General features: G+C 60.9%; 11 protein-coding genes and 2 tRNA genes. 8 read left to right on the forward strand and 5 right to left on the reverse strand.

Going from position 1 to position 16,183, the window contains the following annotated elements; translation table 11 throughout:
- Positions 1-222 precede the first annotated feature (222 nt).
- The 3 genes from C4J87_RS20500 to C4J87_RS20510 form a co-directional block, all read right to left on the reverse strand.
- The gene (locus tag C4J87_RS20500; RefSeq protein ID WP_124368219.1) at positions 223-699 is read right to left on the reverse strand and encodes an FxsA family protein; all 477 of its coding nucleotides are present in this window, start codon (positions 697-699) and stop codon (positions 223-225) included.
- Between the two features lie 66 nt (positions 700-765).
- Positions 766-1,497 (reverse strand): HugZ family protein, encoded by a 732-nt coding sequence (locus C4J87_RS20505; RefSeq protein WP_124368220.1) that lies wholly within the window; start codon positions 1,495-1,497, stop codon positions 766-768.
- Between the two features lie 102 nt (positions 1,498-1,599).
- Positions 1,600-2,607 carry a DUF481 domain-containing protein gene (locus C4J87_RS20510; RefSeq protein ID WP_124368221.1) on the reverse strand — a complete coding sequence of 336 codons (1,008 nt, stop codon included), beginning with the start codon at positions 2,605-2,607 and terminating at the stop codon, positions 1,600-1,602.
- 193 nt (positions 2,608-2,800) lie between these two features.
- Between C4J87_RS20510 and C4J87_RS20515 the strand changes: the two genes are divergently transcribed.
- The 4 genes from C4J87_RS20515 to C4J87_RS20530 all read left to right on the forward strand — a co-directional run bounded on the left by C4J87_RS20515 (position 2,801) and on the right by C4J87_RS20530 (position 8,112).
- Positions 2,801-3,115, forward strand: a complete 315-nt coding sequence (locus tag C4J87_RS20515; protein ID WP_256657927.1) for an MGMT family protein — start codon at positions 2,801-2,803, stop codon at positions 3,113-3,115.
- Between the two features lie 43 nt (positions 3,116-3,158).
- Positions 3,159-4,691 carry an AmpG family muropeptide MFS transporter gene (locus tag C4J87_RS20520; protein WP_124368222.1) on the forward strand — a complete coding sequence of 511 codons (1,533 nt, stop codon included), beginning with the start codon at positions 3,159-3,161 and terminating at the stop codon, positions 4,689-4,691.
- A gap of 731 nt (positions 4,692-5,422) precedes the next feature.
- Positions 5,423-7,138 carry a proline--tRNA ligase gene (locus C4J87_RS20525; protein WP_124364246.1) on the forward strand — a complete coding sequence of 572 codons (1,716 nt, stop codon included), beginning with the start codon at positions 5,423-5,425 and terminating at the stop codon, positions 7,136-7,138.
- A gap of 20 nt (positions 7,139-7,158) precedes the next feature.
- Positions 7,159-8,112: a hypothetical protein gene (locus tag C4J87_RS20530; protein ID WP_124364247.1), complete on the forward strand. Its 954-nt coding sequence runs from the start codon at positions 7,159-7,161 to the stop codon at positions 8,110-8,112.
- Between the two features lie 146 nt (positions 8,113-8,258).
- Here C4J87_RS20530 and dinB read toward each other — a convergent pair whose 3' ends face one another.
- Positions 8,259-9,317, reverse strand: a complete 1,059-nt coding sequence (gene dinB / locus C4J87_RS20535; RefSeq protein ID WP_124368223.1) for a DNA polymerase IV — start codon at positions 9,315-9,317, stop codon at positions 8,259-8,261.
- A 278-nt stretch (positions 9,318-9,595) separates the two neighbouring features.
- On the opposite strand from dinB, the gene C4J87_RS20540 reads away from it, so the two are divergent.
- The 4 genes from C4J87_RS20540 (at position 9,596) to C4J87_RS20555 (ending at position 14,215) form a co-directional block, all read left to right on the forward strand.
- A tRNA-Met gene (locus C4J87_RS20540) sits at positions 9,596-9,672 on the forward strand.
- Between the two features lie 264 nt (positions 9,673-9,936).
- Positions 9,937-10,013, forward strand: a tRNA-Met gene (locus tag C4J87_RS20545).
- Positions 10,014-10,292: 279 nt separating this feature from the next.
- Positions 10,293-12,935, forward strand: coding sequence for a bifunctional lysylphosphatidylglycerol flippase/synthetase MprF (gene mprF / locus C4J87_RS20550; protein WP_124368224.1), 2,643 nt, complete (start codon positions 10,293-10,295; stop codon positions 12,933-12,935).
- Entirely contained in the window at positions 12,935-14,215 is a 1,281-nt protein-coding gene (locus tag C4J87_RS20555; protein WP_124368225.1) for a virulence factor family protein, read from the forward strand. Before mprF ends, C4J87_RS20555 begins: the two co-directional genes overlap by 1 nt.
- 146 nt (positions 14,216-14,361) lie before the next feature.
- Here C4J87_RS20555 and recJ read toward each other — a convergent pair whose 3' ends face one another.
- The gene (gene recJ / locus C4J87_RS20560; protein ID WP_124368226.1) at positions 14,362-16,071 is read right to left on the reverse strand and encodes a single-stranded-DNA-specific exonuclease RecJ; all 1,710 of its coding nucleotides are present in this window, start codon (positions 16,069-16,071) and stop codon (positions 14,362-14,364) included.
- Positions 16,072-16,183: the final 112 nt, after the last annotated feature.

Raw genomic sequence — 16,183 nt, forward strand, 5'->3', positions numbered from 1 at the left:
CATCGGCCGGTATCAATTCCGGCGGGTTAAATTCCGGCGGTGCCGGTCGCGGCTCGCTGGGCGAACCGCGGAAGTCTGTCTAGTGTCACCACCAGAAACCTTGCGGTGACCGTTACATAAGGGCGTCCAGGCTTATTACAAGGGCCAGCGCAGGAAATTTTTTTGGATTGACTCAAGGATGAATGCAACACGGCACCCGAAGGTGCCGTGCCGGTGAAGCGGTTATTTGTTGTCGCGGTGTTCGAATTCGCCTTCGATCACATCGCCTTCACGCCCCAGGGGCTGGCGCGGGGCCGGGCCGCCACGGGATTGCAGGTCGTCGGCAAAAGCACGCTGGCGCAGGGCCGCTTCTTCGGCACGCTGGCGCATCTTGCCGGCCAGCAATTTGCGCGTGACCGGCAGCAGCATGACCAGGCCCACCACGTCGCTGATGAAACCCGGCAGGATCAACAGGCCACCGGCCAGGGCCATCATCAGGCCTTCGAGCATGGTTTGGGCGGGCAGCTCGCCGCGGTTCAGGCTTTCACGGGCACGCAGTGCCGTCGCCAGCCCGGCGACGCGCAGCACCAGCACGCCGAGCATCGAGCCGAGAATGATCAGCAGCAGTGCCGGGAAGAATCCAATCGCACCGCTGACTTGAACGAATACGAACAGCTCCAGCACCGGGAACAAGAGAAAAAGCAACAAAAAAGGGCGCATCAAATGGTTCCTCAACGCAAGAATGCCTTGCTAGTTCACCTTAGATGACGTCGCCTTTTCGTGAATTCAAGCACTAACGTCTGATTTTTTCGGCCAGGATTCGGCGTGAGCCAATGAAACCAAGGCTTCGCGTACTTGTGTCGGCGTGTTGCAAGGTTCGCCAAACGGCAGCCAGTGCAGGGCTTGGCCGATACGCAGGTGCATGCCTTCGCTGTCGATGCCGGCCAGTTGCGCAGGCTCGGTCGTCGGTAAACCGGCAAGGTTGACGTAATGGGCGATGGCCTTGGCGTGATCGCTGTTCATGTGTTCGATCATGCTGCGTTCGGCGTTGCCCGCGAACGGATTGGCCAAGGTCAGGTGGTCGACCCAGTGGATCGCGCCAAACCCACCGATATACCGGTGGCGCACCGGCTGGAGCACCCAGAAATCGAAATCGTGGGCCTTGTGGTAGTTGGCCGACTCGGGGAAGTAACGGTAATAGCGCTCGGCGGCGGCTTCGATCGCAGCGGCGTCGTCGAGTTTTTCGGCTTGCGCCAGGTAGGTCAGGCGCCCGACGGCCTGCACATCGTCGGCTTCGCGCTCACCCACCAGCAACGAACACTTGGGGTCGTTCTGCAGGTTGTGGGTGTGCTGGGCGATGCGACTGATCAGGATCAGCGGGCGGCCCTGCTCGTCGAGGCAGTACGGCACGACCGAACCGAAGGGAAAACCGGGCATGGCTTTGGATTGTGTGGCCAAGGCCCCACGGTATTCCTTGAGCAACAGCTCTCGGGCGTTCCTGGCAACGTGCGCGCTCAATGTATGACTCCTGGGTTGTTTCGCCGCCCATGGCATATGGGAATGGATCTCAACACAAGGTAATCAATATCCGCGCAGGTTGCCAGGGTGCTCGATGCCGCGTTACCAGGCCACGCCAAACCCTGCGGTGTAGCGGGTCTTGCTCAAGCTGCTGTCGGAGTCGCCGCTGATGACGTCGCGCTCGGCCTTGAGATTGAGCGAGGCCCATTCGGTGACCTTGTAGCGCAGGCCCATCTCGGCATCCAGGGCATACTCGGCCGGACCGTCAATCGGCTTGCCCAGCTCGCCGTTGGTGAAGAATTCCACGGTCTTGCCCACCAGGTAGCGGTTGTAGTTCCACTTCATGGCCAGGGAATAGAAGTTGTCCTTGCCGCCATCGGCGTATTCGTAATCGGTGCGGTTGATCAGCGAGCCGAGGGAGAACGCGCCCAGTTCATCGTCCCAGAACTGATAGCCCGGGCCGGTACCGACGGTGCGTTGGCGCGCCAGGTCTTCAACCTTGTCGCGCTTGTAGGTCAGGCGGCCTTGCCAGAACCAGTGCTCGGTGATGAAGCGGTCCAGATCGTATTCCAGCGCCCAGTTGTCGGTGGTGGTGACGTCGTCCTGGAATTCGCGGTTGTATTCGCCCTTGCCGGTGTGGCGCCACTGGCCGTGACGGGCCGAGGTCTTGAAGTCGACGTCGTAGTCGTTGGTGTCTTTGTCGGCGCGCTTGTAGTCCAGCGCCAGGTCGATGTTGCCCTTCCACACCAGGTCTTCGATCACAGGCTTGGGCTTGAGGATCTGCTGGATACTGGCCAGGTCCACGGTCTTGGGCGCTTCGCCATTGGCCAGCACGACTTTGCCATCCTCCGCCGGCTTGAGGGACTTGGCCTTTTCACCGGCATAGGCGTCCTGCTTGACCAGCAACTCCTGGTCGCTCTCCAGGGTTTTCACCTGCTTCCAATCCACCGGGATGGCGCCCCCGTAGCTGGTTTGGATCAGCAACTTGCCGCCGTCGAAAACTTTGATCTTGCCGGTCAGGCGATCACCGTTCTTCAACCAGACGGTATCGGCGAGCAGGGGCGTGGAAGCACTGAGGACAGCGAGGCACAGCAGGGTTCTGGACAACATAAGCAGATACGGGGCTCGGGGTTGGCGAAAAGAAGGGGCTATCGTCGTGGATAGCCTGAACTGACTCAACTATTTATAGTGAGTTCCATGCTCACCCCCAAGTTTACAGACGTTTCTTACAAAAACACCGACGTTCTCAACGGATAGCCCCACAGTGAATGAACCTGCCGACACCCCGCAAAGCCCCGCCGACATGCGCCGCACCGCGCTATACCTGACCTTGGCGCAAGTGCCGGCAGGTTGCGTCGTAAGCTACGGCGAGTTGGCGCACCTGGCCGGGTTGGGGCGCGCCGCACGCTGGGTCGGGCGTACCCTTAGCCAGCTTCCGGCGGACACCCGACTGCCCTGGCACAGGGTGTTGGGTGCCGGTGGTCGGATAAGTCTGCCGGTGGGCAGCGCCTCAGGTGACGAGCAACGTGCGCGTTTACGCAGCGAAGGTGTCAGCATCCTGAACAATCGCGTTGATATTCAGCGCCATGGCTGGCGCCCGGTAGAGCACAGCGGTTAGAGTGCGCGCTTTGTTTCCGCAAATCTGAGGCAGACTCCAGCCCATGCCCCGTAAAACCTGGCGCGCCGCGCTCGCCGCCTATGCCAGCCCCTCGACGTTAGTGCTGTTGTTGCTCGGTTTCGCTGCCGGCATGCCTTATATGTTGGTGTTCTCGACGCTTTCCGTGTGGCTGCGTGAAGCGGGTGTTGCCCGTGAGACCATCGGTTATGCAAGCCTGATCGGGCTGGCCTACGCCTTCAAATGGGTCTGGTCGCCGCTGCTCGACCAATGGCGCCTGCCATTGCTCGGTAAACTCGGGCGCCGGCGTTCCTGGCTGGTGCTTTCCCAGTCGCTGGTGATCCTTGGATTGATCGGCATGGGCTTTTGTGACCCGCAAAAACACTTGTCCTGGTTGATTGCCATTGCCGTCGTCGTGGCCTTCGCCTCGGCCACCCAGGACATCGCCGTCGATGCCTACCGCCTGGAAATCGCCGACGACAGCCGCCAGGCCGCCCTGGCCGCCAGCTATATGTCCGGTTATCGCATCGCCGCCCTGTTGGCCACGGCCGGTGCGCTGTTCTTTGCCGAAGGCTTCGGCTCCACCGGTTTCAACTATAAGCACTCGGCCTGGACCGGCACCTATGTGCTGTTCGGCGTGTTGATGGTTCCGGCCCTGCTCACCACCCTGTTGATGCGCGAACCCAACGTGCCGCTGCGCACCCAGTTGCAGGCCGGGCGCTATAGCTTCGTGCATCAGTTGGCGTCAGTGTTCGTGCTGATCGTGTTGCTGGTGTCGGTGCCTGCCATGTTTACCCAGCTGTACAACACGGATTTCGCCAGCGTGCTGTTCCAGGGCGTGAGCCTGTGGGAACTGCTGATGGAAGACCGTGCCTTCCTGCGGGCCATCCTTTATATCCTGCTCACCGCCCTGTGCCTCTCGGCCATGGGCCGCCGTGGCCTGGCGCCGGTACTGACGCCGGTCAACGACTTTATCCTGCGCTACCGCTGGCAGGCGTTGCTGCTGCTCGGGTTGATCGCCACCTATCGCATGTCCGATACCGTCATGGGCGTGATGGCCAACGTGTTCTATATCGACCAGGGTTTTACCAAGGACCAGATTGCCGGGGTCAGCAAGATCTTCGGCCTGATCATGACCCTGCTCGGCGCCGGCATGGGCGGCCTGTTGATCGTGCGGTTCGGGATTCTGCCGATCCTGTTCATCGGTGGCGTGGCCTCGGCCGGCACCAACCTGTTGTTCGTGATGCTCGCCGACATGGGCCCCGACCTGCAGATGCTGATCGTCACCATTTCCCTGGATAACTTCAGCTCCGGCCTGGCCACCTCTGCCTTTGTCGCCTACCTGTCGAGCCTGACCAACCTCAAGTTCTCCGCCACCCAATACGCGCTGCTCAGCTCGATCATGCTGTTGCTGCCGCGCCTGATCGGCGGGTATTCGGGGGTGATGGTGGAGAAGTTCGGCTATCACAGCTTCTTCATGATCACCTGCCTGCTGGGGGTGCCGACGTTGTTCCTGATTGCCCTGCACTGGTTCCAGGAGAATCGGCGCGCCCAGTTGAATCCCCCGCAAGAAGACTGACAATGTGGGAGGGGGCTTGCCCCCGATAGCCATGGGTATCTACACAATTTTGTAGCAGCCTACGGTAACCACGATGCGAAGCGAGCCGCTCTTGATCTTGCTTTTGATCTAGGCGCCCCGTTAAACCACGCTGGCCGTAATCCGATAGTGATTTGGGGGGTAAACCGGCAGGGATGCCGGTTTAGCCGCCCCGCGCCATGGATGGCGCGTGGCGGCGCCCCCCCAAATCAATGTCGGATTACGGGCACACCGAGCCTAGGCGAGGTGCCGAGTGGTGGGGCAAGAGCGTTTTGCTTACTTTTGCGCTTTTCAAAAGTGAGACGCCGTAAGGGCGGAACCCTAAGCCGCCGTTACCGCAGCAACGGATATGTACTCGCCTTGATCCAACATCCTGGTCGGCTGTCAGGCCGCCATCGGGGGCAAGCCCCCTCCCACATTTGGAACGCGGGGCATCAGTCAGATAGCTATAGGCCGCCAGGACGCCACGGGAGCAAGCTCCCTCGCCACAGGTTCAGGGCTACGCCAAAGTTGTGTAGATACCCATGCTCCCGATAGCAGGGTGTCAGGCGCTTATGTATCACTGACCCACCGCTATCGGGGGCAAGCCCCCTCCCACATTTGGATCTCCTACAGTCAGTCAGATCCCCCGCAATGTCACGCCTGTACTCCAGCAGCAACCGCCCGTACAATCCCAAGTCATTTCAAGTCCAAGCAACCGACAACGGCCTACCATGCGTACCAGTCAATATTTGCTCGCCACACAGAAAGAAACGCCTTCCGATGCGGTTGTCATCAGCCATCAGCTGATGCTGCGCGCCGGCATGATCCGCAAACTGGCCTCCGGCCTGTACACCTGGCTGCCCATGGGCTTGAAGGTGATGCGCAAGGTCGAAGCCATCGTTCGTGAAGAAATGAACGCTGCCGGCTCTCTGGAAGTGTTGATGCCGAGCACCCAACCGGCTGAACTGTGGCAGGAATCCGGACGCTGGGAAGAGTACGGCCCCGAGCTGCTGCGCTTCAAGGACCGTCATGGCCGCGATTTCTGCGCCGGCCCGACCCATGAAGAAGTCATCACCGACCTGATGCGCAACGAGTTGAGCAGCTATAAACAGCTGCCTCTGAACCTGTATCAGATCCAGACCAAATTCCGTGATGAAATCCGCCCACGCTTCGGCTTGATGCGCGGCCGTGAATTCATCATGAAGGACGCCTATTCGTTCCATGCCGACCAGGCGTCCCTGCAGGCGACCTACGACCGCATGCACCAGGCCTACTGCAACATCTTCACGCGCCTGGGCCTGAAATTCCGCCCGGTTGAAGCGGACAACGGCTCCATCGGCGGCGCCGGCTCCCACGAATTCCACGTGCTGGCCGAATCCGGCGAAGACGACATCGCGTTCAGCAACGGTTCCGACTACGCGGCGAACATCGAGAAAGCCGAAGCCATCCCACGGGAAACCTCGCGCCCAGCGCCAGCCGAAGAACTGCGCCTGGTCGACACCCCGGATACCAAGACCATCGCGGCCCTGGTGGAAAAATTCAATCTGCCGATTGAAAAGACCATCAAGACCCTGATCGTGCGCGCCGAAGAAGAAGGCAAGCTGATCGCCCTGGTGATCCGTGGCGACCACGAGCTCAACGAAATCAAGGCGGCCCAGCAACCTGGCGTGGCCAGCCCGCTGGTCATGGCCACCGATGCCGAACTGCGCGACGCCATTGGCGCCGGCGCCGGCTCCCTCGGCCCGCTGAACCTGCCGCTGCCGATCATCATCGACCGTTCGGTCGAGCTGATGAGCGACTTCGGTATCGGTGCGAACATCGACGACAAGCACTACTTCGGCGTGAACTGGGAGCGTGACCTGCCGGTTCCGACCGTGGCCGACCTGCGCAACGTCGTGGCCGGCGACCCAAGCCCGGATGGCAAGGGTACCCTGGAGATCAAGCGCGGCATCGAAGTCGGGCACATCTTCCAGCTGGGCAACAAGTACAGCAAGGCGATGAAGTGCGAAGTGCTGGGCGAGAACGGCAAGCCGATCACCCTGGACATGGGCTGCTACGGCATTGGTGTGTCCCGTGTGGTCGCCGCTGCCATCGAGCAGAACAACGACGAGAAAGGCATCATCTGGAGCGACGCCCTGGCGCCGTTCCAGGTTGCGCTGGTGCCGTTGCGCTATGAAACCGAGCAAGTACGCGAAGCCACCGACAAACTGTATGCCGAACTGACGGCCGCCGGTTTTGAAGTGCTGCTCGATGACCGGGACAAGAAAACCAGCCCGGGCATCAAGTTCGCCGACATGGAACTGATTGGCATCCCCCACCGGATCGTGGTCAGTGACCGCGGCCTGGCCGATGGCAATCTGGAATACAAGAGCCGGACCGAAGCCGAGGCCCAACCGTTGCCGGTGGCTGACGTGCTGTCTTTCCTTCAGGCGCGTATTCGTCGCTGAAAACCAGATCAAGAGAAGTCATGTTCAAGCGAAACACCAGAGCCCTGGGGGGCGCCGCCTTGTGCGGCGCCCTGCTGGTCAGCGGCTGCGCCAACCAGATGTCGCAACGCAGTGAGCACGAGGAGCGGGTTGAGCGCAAGTTGCTCGACCACAGCCTGCAGATCGATGTAGGTGAGCCCAAAGTGCTGGAGCTGCCGCAACGTCGGGTTCGGATTCACGAGCAAAAGACCTTTGAAGTCACCGAATTCGAAGTCACTCGGCGTTACGACCGCTACACGCCCTATCAGCCCTGGCGCAAACTCTACGAGATGCCCCTGGGTGCCGTGGCGCTGGTGGCTGGCGCGGGGGCCAATGTGGTGAACATCTTCGCCCTCGGCAACCTGCCCGCCAGCATGACCCGCGATTGGCTGAGCTACGGCGTGGACGGCATTAACCCGTTCATGAACGTGCAATCCCACGGCCGTGCCCAGCAGAACCTCGCGGGCATCGATGAAGTCCAGCGTGACAAGCGCCTGGAGTATTCGAGCCTGCCCTGGAGCGAACGCCCGGTACAGGTCACAGCCGGCAAACAGACCCATGAACTGACCACCGACCGCGACGGCGTCCTGCGCCTGAACCTGTTGGACAGTCCGTTTGCCGAACAGGACCTGAACCGCATCACCACCTTGAAGATCAGCGTGGAAGACGGCCAGGACGACGTGCACACGGATTCGACCCTGGCGATCAGCAGCACCCTGCGCGGAAAATTGCTGGAAGCCCATGGCCTGATCTACGACGATTTGGAAGACGACGAAGTCAACCAGTGGGTACACCGGGTCAAGCGCCTCTCGGAGCTGGGCCTGGAAGAAGAAGCCAGCGAACTCGAACAAAGCCTGATCGAACTCACGCGCAATGACCCAGAGTTGCAGCAGGAGTTTTTGCAGGCGCTGGCCAAGGATGCCGGGCGGTTAGTCGCAGACCCTGGCGCACGCTGAAATCTGAAGCCTGCTGGAGATCAAATGTGGGAGGGGGCTTGCCCCCGATTGCAGTGTGTCAGTCAGTACATCTGGCACTGACACACCGTAATCGGGGGCAAGCCCCCTCCCACATTTGGATCTCTTACATTTTTTAATCCCAGTTTCTACCAGGAAAACTCGAGCTGTTCGTTACCGCTGCTCAAATCCAGCAAGCGCACGCCAATCCCCAACAACCGCACCGGCTTCCCACCACGGTTGAACGCCTGGGTCATCAGCTGTTGATAACTCTCCAGGTCCCGCCCTGCCCCGGCCTGCTCCAAAGTGGTCTGGGTAAAGTCATGAAACTTGACCTTCACGAACGGCTTGCCCGCCCGGTAGCTGCTGTCGATACGCGCCATGCGCCCGGCCAGGGTGTCCATGAGTTCGGGCAGTTTTGCCAGGCAGCTTGAAAGATCCGGCAAGTCCACATCGTAGGTATTTTCCACGCTGATCGATTGCCGCCGACTGTCGTTCTGCACCACGCGGTCATCGATCCCACGGGCGAGGCTCCAGAGGCGCTCACCAAAACTGCCGAATTCGCGCACCAGCGCCAGCTTGTTCCACTCCCGCAATTGCAGGCAATCTTCAATGCCCAGGCGCGCCAGCTTGTCGGCAGTGACCTTGCCGACCCCATGCAACTTACTCACCCGCAACTGGGAGACGAAATCTTCGACCTGATCCGGGGTAATCACAAACAGGCCGTTGGGCTTTTTCCAGTCGCTGGCGATCTTGGCCAGAAACTTGTTGGGCGCCACGCCCGCAGACACGGTGATGTGCAATTGATTGGAGACACGCCGGCGAATGTCCTGGGCGATGCGCGTGGCACTGCCGCCAAAGTGCGGGCTGTCGGATACGTCGAGGTAGGCCTCATCCAGCGATAACGGCTCGATCAAATCGGTGTAGTCGCGAAAGATCGACTGGATCTCCTTCGACGCTTCTTTATAGGCATCCATCCGCGGCTTGACGATCGTCAGGTCCGGGCACAACTTCAACGCGTGACGGGATGACATCGCCGAGCGCACCCCATACGCCCGCGCTTCGTAATTGCACGTAGCGATCACCCCCCGCCGATCTGCCGAACCGCCGACAGCCAAGGGTTTTTGCGCCAGGCTCGGGTCGTCGCGCATCTCGATGGCGGCGTAGAAGCAATCACAGTCGACGTGGATGATTTTGCGCTGCGTCATATAAACGGGGTGTGGACCAACGGATGGCCAGTATCGCATTCACCCCTGTATATAGCACCAGTAGTTTGAATCTTCTGCCTGAGCGGTACGAAATATCGCAGATGAATTTGTTTTCTCAATCGAATTCAGCCCTCCAATAGAGCTGAAAGCCTCGGCCCGACTGGCTCCGCGCCCCTACCACGCTCGCCTTGGAGAGCTAAGCGATTGAACCACAAGCGCTTTTCTTCTATTTTCGGGTTGACACACTCGCGATCCTCTGTAGAATGCCGACACACAGACGCGGGATGGAGCAGTCTGGTAGCTCGTCGGGCTCATAACCCGAAGGTCGTCGGTTCAAATCCGGCTCCCGCAACCAAACATCAAAAAAGGCTACTCGAAAGAGTGGCCTTTTTTGTGCGCGCCTGTTTTACCTCCCCTCCTGTAGGAGCGAGCTTGCTCGCGAAAAACTTCAACACACCGCTGGCTATCTGAAGCGCTGCGTTGACGCCTTTCGCGAGCAAGCTCGTTCCTACAATGAAAGTGGCAAGGCCTTGATTTTGAATAAATCACCGTTAATTTGAGCCATCGACTCATTAACGGTTGACACCTCGTCGCTGGACTGTAGAATGCCGCCCACAGACGCGGGATGGAGCAGTCTGGTAGCTCGTCGGGCTCATAACCCGAAGGTCGTCGGTTCAAATCCGGCTCCCGCAACCAAACATCAAAAAAGGCTACTCGAAAGAGTGGCCTTTTTTGTATCCGATGAAAAAGTTCTTCTGAAACAATGGCATGGCATCTTTCATGAAACCGTAGACGGTTTGCAGAGTCCATCCCATTGCACGCTATGCTCGATGCTCAAGCGCTACCTTCTACGACCAATGGCCGCAGTCGCCCCACTCGGTGATCCGCGTTAATATTTGTAATTATTTTGTCCATAGGGATTGGTAACTTGGCTGGATACCTCCATCCTGTCGCGCACAATCCACGAGGTGATTGATGCGCGCCAACTCGTCTGAACCACATGACACTGTCACAGCGGAACAACCGATCGCTCCCACCCGTTTGCGTTGGCTGGATCTGTTGAGCAAATATCGTCAGCCCATCGGCCTGGCCGTTACGTTGCTGCTGTTTGCAATTGCCCTGATCGCCTGCCGACACCTGTTGTTGGAACTCGACCTCTACGCGCTCCACGACTCGATCCTGGAGGTGCCTAAACCGGCCTTGCTCGGCGCGTTTGCCGCAGCGGTGGCCGGCTTCATCATTCTGTTGGGCTATGAATTTTCCGGCGCACGTTACGCTGGCGTGAAACTGCCGGCCAAGACCCTGGCCCTGGGCGGCTTCACTGCCTTTGCCATCGGCAACGCCATCGGCCTGTCGATGCTCTCGGGCGGCTCGGTGCGCTACCGTTTATATGCACGCCACGGCATTGGTGCGTCGGAAGTCGCCCACATGACCGTGTTCGCCAGCTTGGCGCTGGGCTGCGCGCTGCCGCCACTGGCCGCGTTGGCCACGCTGAGCAACCTGCCGGCGGCATCGACCTACCTGCATTTACCGCAGAGCCTGCTGGGCGGTGTCGCCGGTGCGGTGCTGCTGTTGTCGGCCATGCTGTGCATCGGTATCTATCGCCGTCGCCTGCCGGAACAACCCTATCCGGATAACCTGCTGGTCAAGGCCGGGCGCCGCACCCTGCGCCTGCCTGGCCGTCGCCTGACGTTCCTGCAACTGGTCATCACCGCGCTGGACGTCGCCGCCGCAGCCGCTGTCCTTTATATGCTGCTGCCCGAAGCACCGCCTTTCGGCCCGTTCCTGTTGGTGTACCTGCTGGCCCTGGCCGCCGGCGTGCTCAGCCATGTACCGGGAGGCGTGGGGGTCTTCGAGGCGATCCTGCTGGCGGCCTTCGCCGACAAACTCGGCGCTGCGCCACTGGCTGCCGCCCTGTTGCTGTACCGGATGATCTACGTGGTGTTGCCGCTGTTGATCGCCTGTATCTTCCTGCTGATCAACGAGGCCCAGCGCCTGTTCCAGACTCAGCAGAGCCTGCGCGTCGCCTCCGGCCTTGCGGCACCGGTGCTGGCCGTACTGGTTTTTTTGTCCGGCGTGGTCCTGCTGTTTTCCGGCGCCACGCCGGAGATCGATTCACGCCTGGAAAACATCGGCTTCCTGATTCCCCACCGCCTGATTGATGCGTCGCACTTCGGTGCCAGCCTGATCGGCGTGCTGTGCCTATTGCTGGCCCAAGGCCTGCGTCGACGTTTGTCAGCCGCCTGGATGCTGACCATGGTGCTGCTGCTGGTCGGCGCCCTGCTCTCACTGCTCAAGGGCTTCGACTGGGAAGAAGCCAGCCTGATGACCATGACCGCCGTGCTGCTGGCGATCTTCCGGCGCTCGTTCTACCGCGCCAGCCGCTTGACCGAACTGCCGTTCTCGCCGCTGTACCTGGTCGCCAGCGTCTGCGTGCTGGGCGCGTCGATCTGGCTGTTGCTGTTTGCCTATCAAGATGTGCCTTACAGCCATCAACTCTGGTGGCAGTTCACCCTCGATGCCAACGCCCCGCGCGGCTTGCGCTCGTTGCTCGGCGCCGCCGTATTGCTGGTGATCGTGTCGCTGACCTGGCTGCTGCGGACCGCGCGCCCGGTGATCCACCTGCCGACCCCGGATGAGCTGGAACGCGCCAGCAAGATCCTGATGGCCTCTTCCCAACCCGACGGCGGCCTGGCGCTGACCGGCGACAAGGCGTTGCTGTTCCACCCCAACGATGAAGCCTTCCTGATGTACGCCCGTCGCGGGCGCAGCCTGGTGGCGCTGTATGATCCGATCGGCCCGACTCAACCGCGCGCCGAGATGATCTGGCAGTTCCGCGACCTGTGCGACATTCACCACGCACGGCCGGTGTTCTACCAAGTGCGCGCCGAGAACCTGCCGTACTACATGGATATCGGCCTCACCGCGATCAAGCTGGGCGAAGAAGCCCGGGTCGACCTGAAACGCTTTGACCTGGAAGCCAAGGGCAAAGAGATGAAGGATCTGCGCTACACCTGGAACCGTGGCACCCGGGACGGCCTGTCCCTGGAGATCTGCGAGCCGGGCACGGCGCCGATGGATGAATTAAAAGTTATCTCGGACGCCTGGCTAACCGGTAAGAATGTGCGTGAAAAAGGCTTCTCCCTGGGCCGCTTCAGCGACGACTACCTCAAGCACTTTCGGATCGCGATCATTCGCTTCGAAGGGCGTCCGGTGGCCTTCGCCAACCTGCTCGAGACGTACAACCATGACCTGGCCAGTCTCGACCTGATGCGCGCCCACCCGGACGCGCCGAAGCTGACCATGGAGTTCATGATGGTCGGCCTGATTCAACATTATAAAAACCACGGCTACGCCCGCTTCAGCCTCGGCATGGTGCCGTTGTCGGGCCTGCAACCACGGCGTGGCGCGCCACTGACCCAACGCTTGGGCTCGATGGTGTTCCGCCGTGGCGAGCAACTGTATAACTTCCAAGGTTTGCGCCGCTTCAAAGACAAGTTCCAGCCTGACTGGGAACCCCGTTACATGGCCGTGCCCGCAGGACTTGATCCGCTGGTGGCATTGGCCGATACCGCCGCCCTGATCGCGGGCGGCTTGACTGGATTGGTGAAACGCTGATGATTCGACGCTCCTGGCGGTATGTATTGGCCTTTGTTGTGCTGCTCGCGCTGATCCTGGGCGGCGGCTATTGGTACTGGAACCGCCCTGCCCCACAGCCGACCCTGGAGCAATTGCCCCAGGCCGACGGTTCGATGATGACCCGCGTGACCCCGGCCAGCGCCGCCAAAGCCCGCGTGGCGGTGGCCGTGATGGCCGACGAAACCCTCACCGACAGCCAACTGATCGCCCTGAGCCAGGGGGGCGCGGCGCAGATCGTGCAAGTGGTGCTGCCTAAAGATGACTGCGCCCTGCAGGAGCAAGCGCTGCAAAGCGCTCTGGCCCAGCTTAAAGGCCCTGCAACCCTGGTCAGCGGCATCGGCCCTGGCGCGGCGCTCGCCTGGCGCTGGCTGGCCACACAGAACGACGACAAGGCCAATGCCATCTCCGTCGGCTTCGCCCTGAAACAGGAAGGCTGCAACGACCCGCTGCCGAAAACCGCCGCCCATGGCAACTGGCTGGTGGCGTGGAACGACAACCCTGACGATGAAAGCGCCAGTTTCGTACGCGACACACCGCGTGCCACCACCAGCATCAGCGACTACGACATTCATTACCCGCAAGTGCTGAACAACGAGCTGCGCAAGCAACTGGTGGGTTCGGACAACGGCGGCCTGGCGATTCCGGTGGTGGAAGTGCCGGCAGGCCAGGCCAAGGACACCGTGACCCTGTTCCTCTCCGGTGACGGCGGCTGGCGTGACCTGGACCGCGACGTGGCCGGCGAGATGGCGAAGATCGGCTACCCGGTGGTCGGCATCGACACCCTGCGCTATTACTGGCAGCACAAGACCCCGGAACAAAGCGCCAAGGACCTTACCGAGCTGATGCAGCACTACCGGCAGAAATGGGGCACCAAGCGCTTCGTGCTGACCGGTTATTCGTTCGGCGCCGACGTCCTGCCGGCCATCTACAACCGCATGCCGGCAAACGAACAGCAACGGGTCGACGCAATCATCCTGCTGGCCTTCGCCCGCACCGGCAGCTTTGAGATTGAAGTGGAAGGCTGGCTGGGCAACGCCGGCAAAGAAGCCGCGACCGGCCCGGAAATGGCCAAGCTGCCAGCCGACAAAGTGGTGTGCATCTACGGCGCCGAGGAAGTCGACGAGAGTGGCTGCACCGACAAGACCGCCGTGGGCGAAGCCATCAAGCTGCCCGGCGGGCATCACTTCGATGAGAACTATCCGGCGCTGGCCAAGCGGCTGGTGGATATCATCGTCAAGCACCAAGCCAAAGCCGAGTAAGCAGTACACAAAACCAAATGTGGGAGGGGCGGTGCGACGATTCGACTTGCTCCCGATAGCGGTGGATCAGTCATATGAACAGTGACTGACACTCCGCCATCGGGAGCAAGCCCCCTCCCACATTTGTATCCCGGTGTCAGTTGGATCTAACGCGGTTCGATATGCGCAATCATCAACTGCACCGTTTCATTCCCGCGATACTCGTTCACATCCAGCTTGTAGGCCAACTCCACCCACCGCACCGTCGGATTCGGCCAGACTTCACGGTCGACCCCAAACGCAATGCCATCGAGCTTCACCGAGCCGCATTCGCTCTTGAGCACCACCTTCAAGTGCCGCTCGCCGACCACCCGCTGCTCCACCAACTGGAACACGCCGTGAAACAATGGCTCGGGAAAGTGCTGCCCCCACGGGCCGGCATGGCGCAGTGCGCGGGCCAGTTCCAGGTGAAACTCTTCCACCGCCAGGGTGCCGTCGGAGAGCAGCCGACCGGTGAGGTCTTCTTCGCGCAGTTGCCGACGCACTTCGGCATCGAAGGCTTGCGCAAATAACGGAAAATTCGCTTCGGGCAGGGTCAGGCCAGCCGCCATCGCATGACCACCGTACTTGGCAATCAGGCTGGGATGCTGGCTGGCAACCACCGCCAGCGCGTCACGGATATGAAAGCCCTGTACTGAACGCCCAGAGCCCTTGAGCAGGCCATCACCGGCATCGGCAAAGGCGATGGTGGGACGGAAATAGCGCTCTTTCATGCGCGACGCCAGAATCCCGATTACCCCTTGGTGCCACTCCGGATCGAACAGGCACAAGCCGTACGGCATCGATTCGACCGGCAAATCCTTGAGCTGGGCCAGGGCTTCGCGCTGCATGCCTTGCTCGATGGATTTGCGGTCCTGGTTCATGCCATCCAGTTGCGCGGCCATTTCCCGTGCGGCGGCAATGTCCGTGGTGAGCAGGCATTCGATGCCCAGGCTCATGTCATCCAGGCGCCCGGCTGCATTCAGGCGCGGGCCAAGGATAAAGCCGAGGTCGGTGGAGGTGATACGGGCATGGTCGCGCTTGGCCACTTCAAGGATCGCCTTGATCCCCGGGCGCGCCCGACCGGCACGAATACGTTCAAGGCCCTGATGGACGAGGATGCGGTTGTTGGCGTCCAGCGGCACCACGTCGGCAACGCTGCCCAGGGCCACCAGGTCGAGCAACTCACCAATGTTCGGCTGCGGGCTGTTGTCGTACCAGCCCAGACTGCGCAAGCGCGCGCGCAGGGCCATCAACACGTAGAAGATCACGCCGACACCGGCCAGCGCCTTGCTGGGGAAGGTACAGCCCGGCTGGTTCGGATTGACGATCGCGTCCGCCGCCGGCAGTTCATCGCCCGGCAAGTGGTGATCCGTCACCAGCACCTTCAACCCCGCCGCCTTCGCCGCCGCCACGCCCTCGACGCTGGAGATGCCGTTATCCACGGTGATCAGCAACTGCGGCTCGCGCTGCAGCGCCACCGCCACGATCTCCGGCGTCAGGCCGTAGCCATATTCGAAGCGGTTGGGCACCAGGTAATCGACGTGGGCCGCACCGAGCAAACGCAGGCCCAGTGTGCCGACGGTACTGGCGGTGGCGCCGTCGGCGTCGAAGTCACCGACGATCAGGATGCGCTGGCGCTGCTCCAGCGCCGTGACCAGCAGGTCGACAGCGGCATCAATGCCCTTGAGCTGCTGATAGGGAATCAACCGCGCCAGGCTCTTGTCCAGCTCGGCTTCCGATTGCACCCCGCGCGCGGCGTAGAGACGGGTCAGCAGCGGTGGCAATTCACCGAGGAAAGGCAGGACGGCAGGCAAGGGACGGGGTTCGATACGCATACGGTGGGGATAACTTCTCTACTGATACAAGGGTTAAACGACAATTCAAAATTCAACAAAGATCAAATGTGGGAGGGGGCTTGCTCCCGATAGCTGAGTGTCAGTCAATGAT

It is taken from the genome of Pseudomonas sp. R1-43-08 (assembly GCF_003852255.1).
Classification (GTDB): domain Bacteria; phylum Pseudomonadota; class Gammaproteobacteria; order Pseudomonadales; family Pseudomonadaceae; genus Aquipseudomonas.

Coding starts and splice junctions, on each gene's coding strand:
- C4J87_RS20500 (WP_124368219.1), bottom strand. CDS start 699: ATGCGCCCTTTTTTGTTGCTTTTTCTCTTGTTCCCGGTGCTGGAGCTG.
- C4J87_RS20510 (WP_124368221.1), bottom strand. CDS start 2,607: ATGTTGTCCAGAACCCTGCTGTGCCTCGCTGTCCTCAGTGCTTCCACG.
- C4J87_RS20515 (WP_256657927.1), top strand. CDS start 2,801: ATGCGCCGCACCGCGCTATACCTGACCTTGGCGCAAGTGCCGGCAGGT.
- C4J87_RS20520 (WP_124368222.1), top strand. CDS start 3,159: ATGCCCCGTAAAACCTGGCGCGCCGCGCTCGCCGCCTATGCCAGCCCC.
- C4J87_RS20525 (WP_124364246.1), top strand. CDS start 5,423: ATGCGTACCAGTCAATATTTGCTCGCCACACAGAAAGAAACGCCTTCC.
- C4J87_RS20530 (WP_124364247.1), top strand. CDS start 7,159: ATGTTCAAGCGAAACACCAGAGCCCTGGGGGGCGCCGCCTTGTGCGGC.
- dinB (WP_124368223.1), bottom strand. CDS start 9,317: ATGACGCAGCGCAAAATCATCCACGTCGACTGTGATTGCTTCTACGCC.
- mprF (WP_124368224.1), top strand. CDS start 10,293: ATGCGCGCCAACTCGTCTGAACCACATGACACTGTCACAGCGGAACAA.
- C4J87_RS20555 (WP_124368225.1), top strand. CDS start 12,935: ATGATTCGACGCTCCTGGCGGTATGTATTGGCCTTTGTTGTGCTGCTC.
- recJ (WP_124368226.1), bottom strand. CDS start 16,071: ATGCGTATCGAACCCCGTCCCTTGCCTGCCGTCCTGCCTTTCCTCGGT.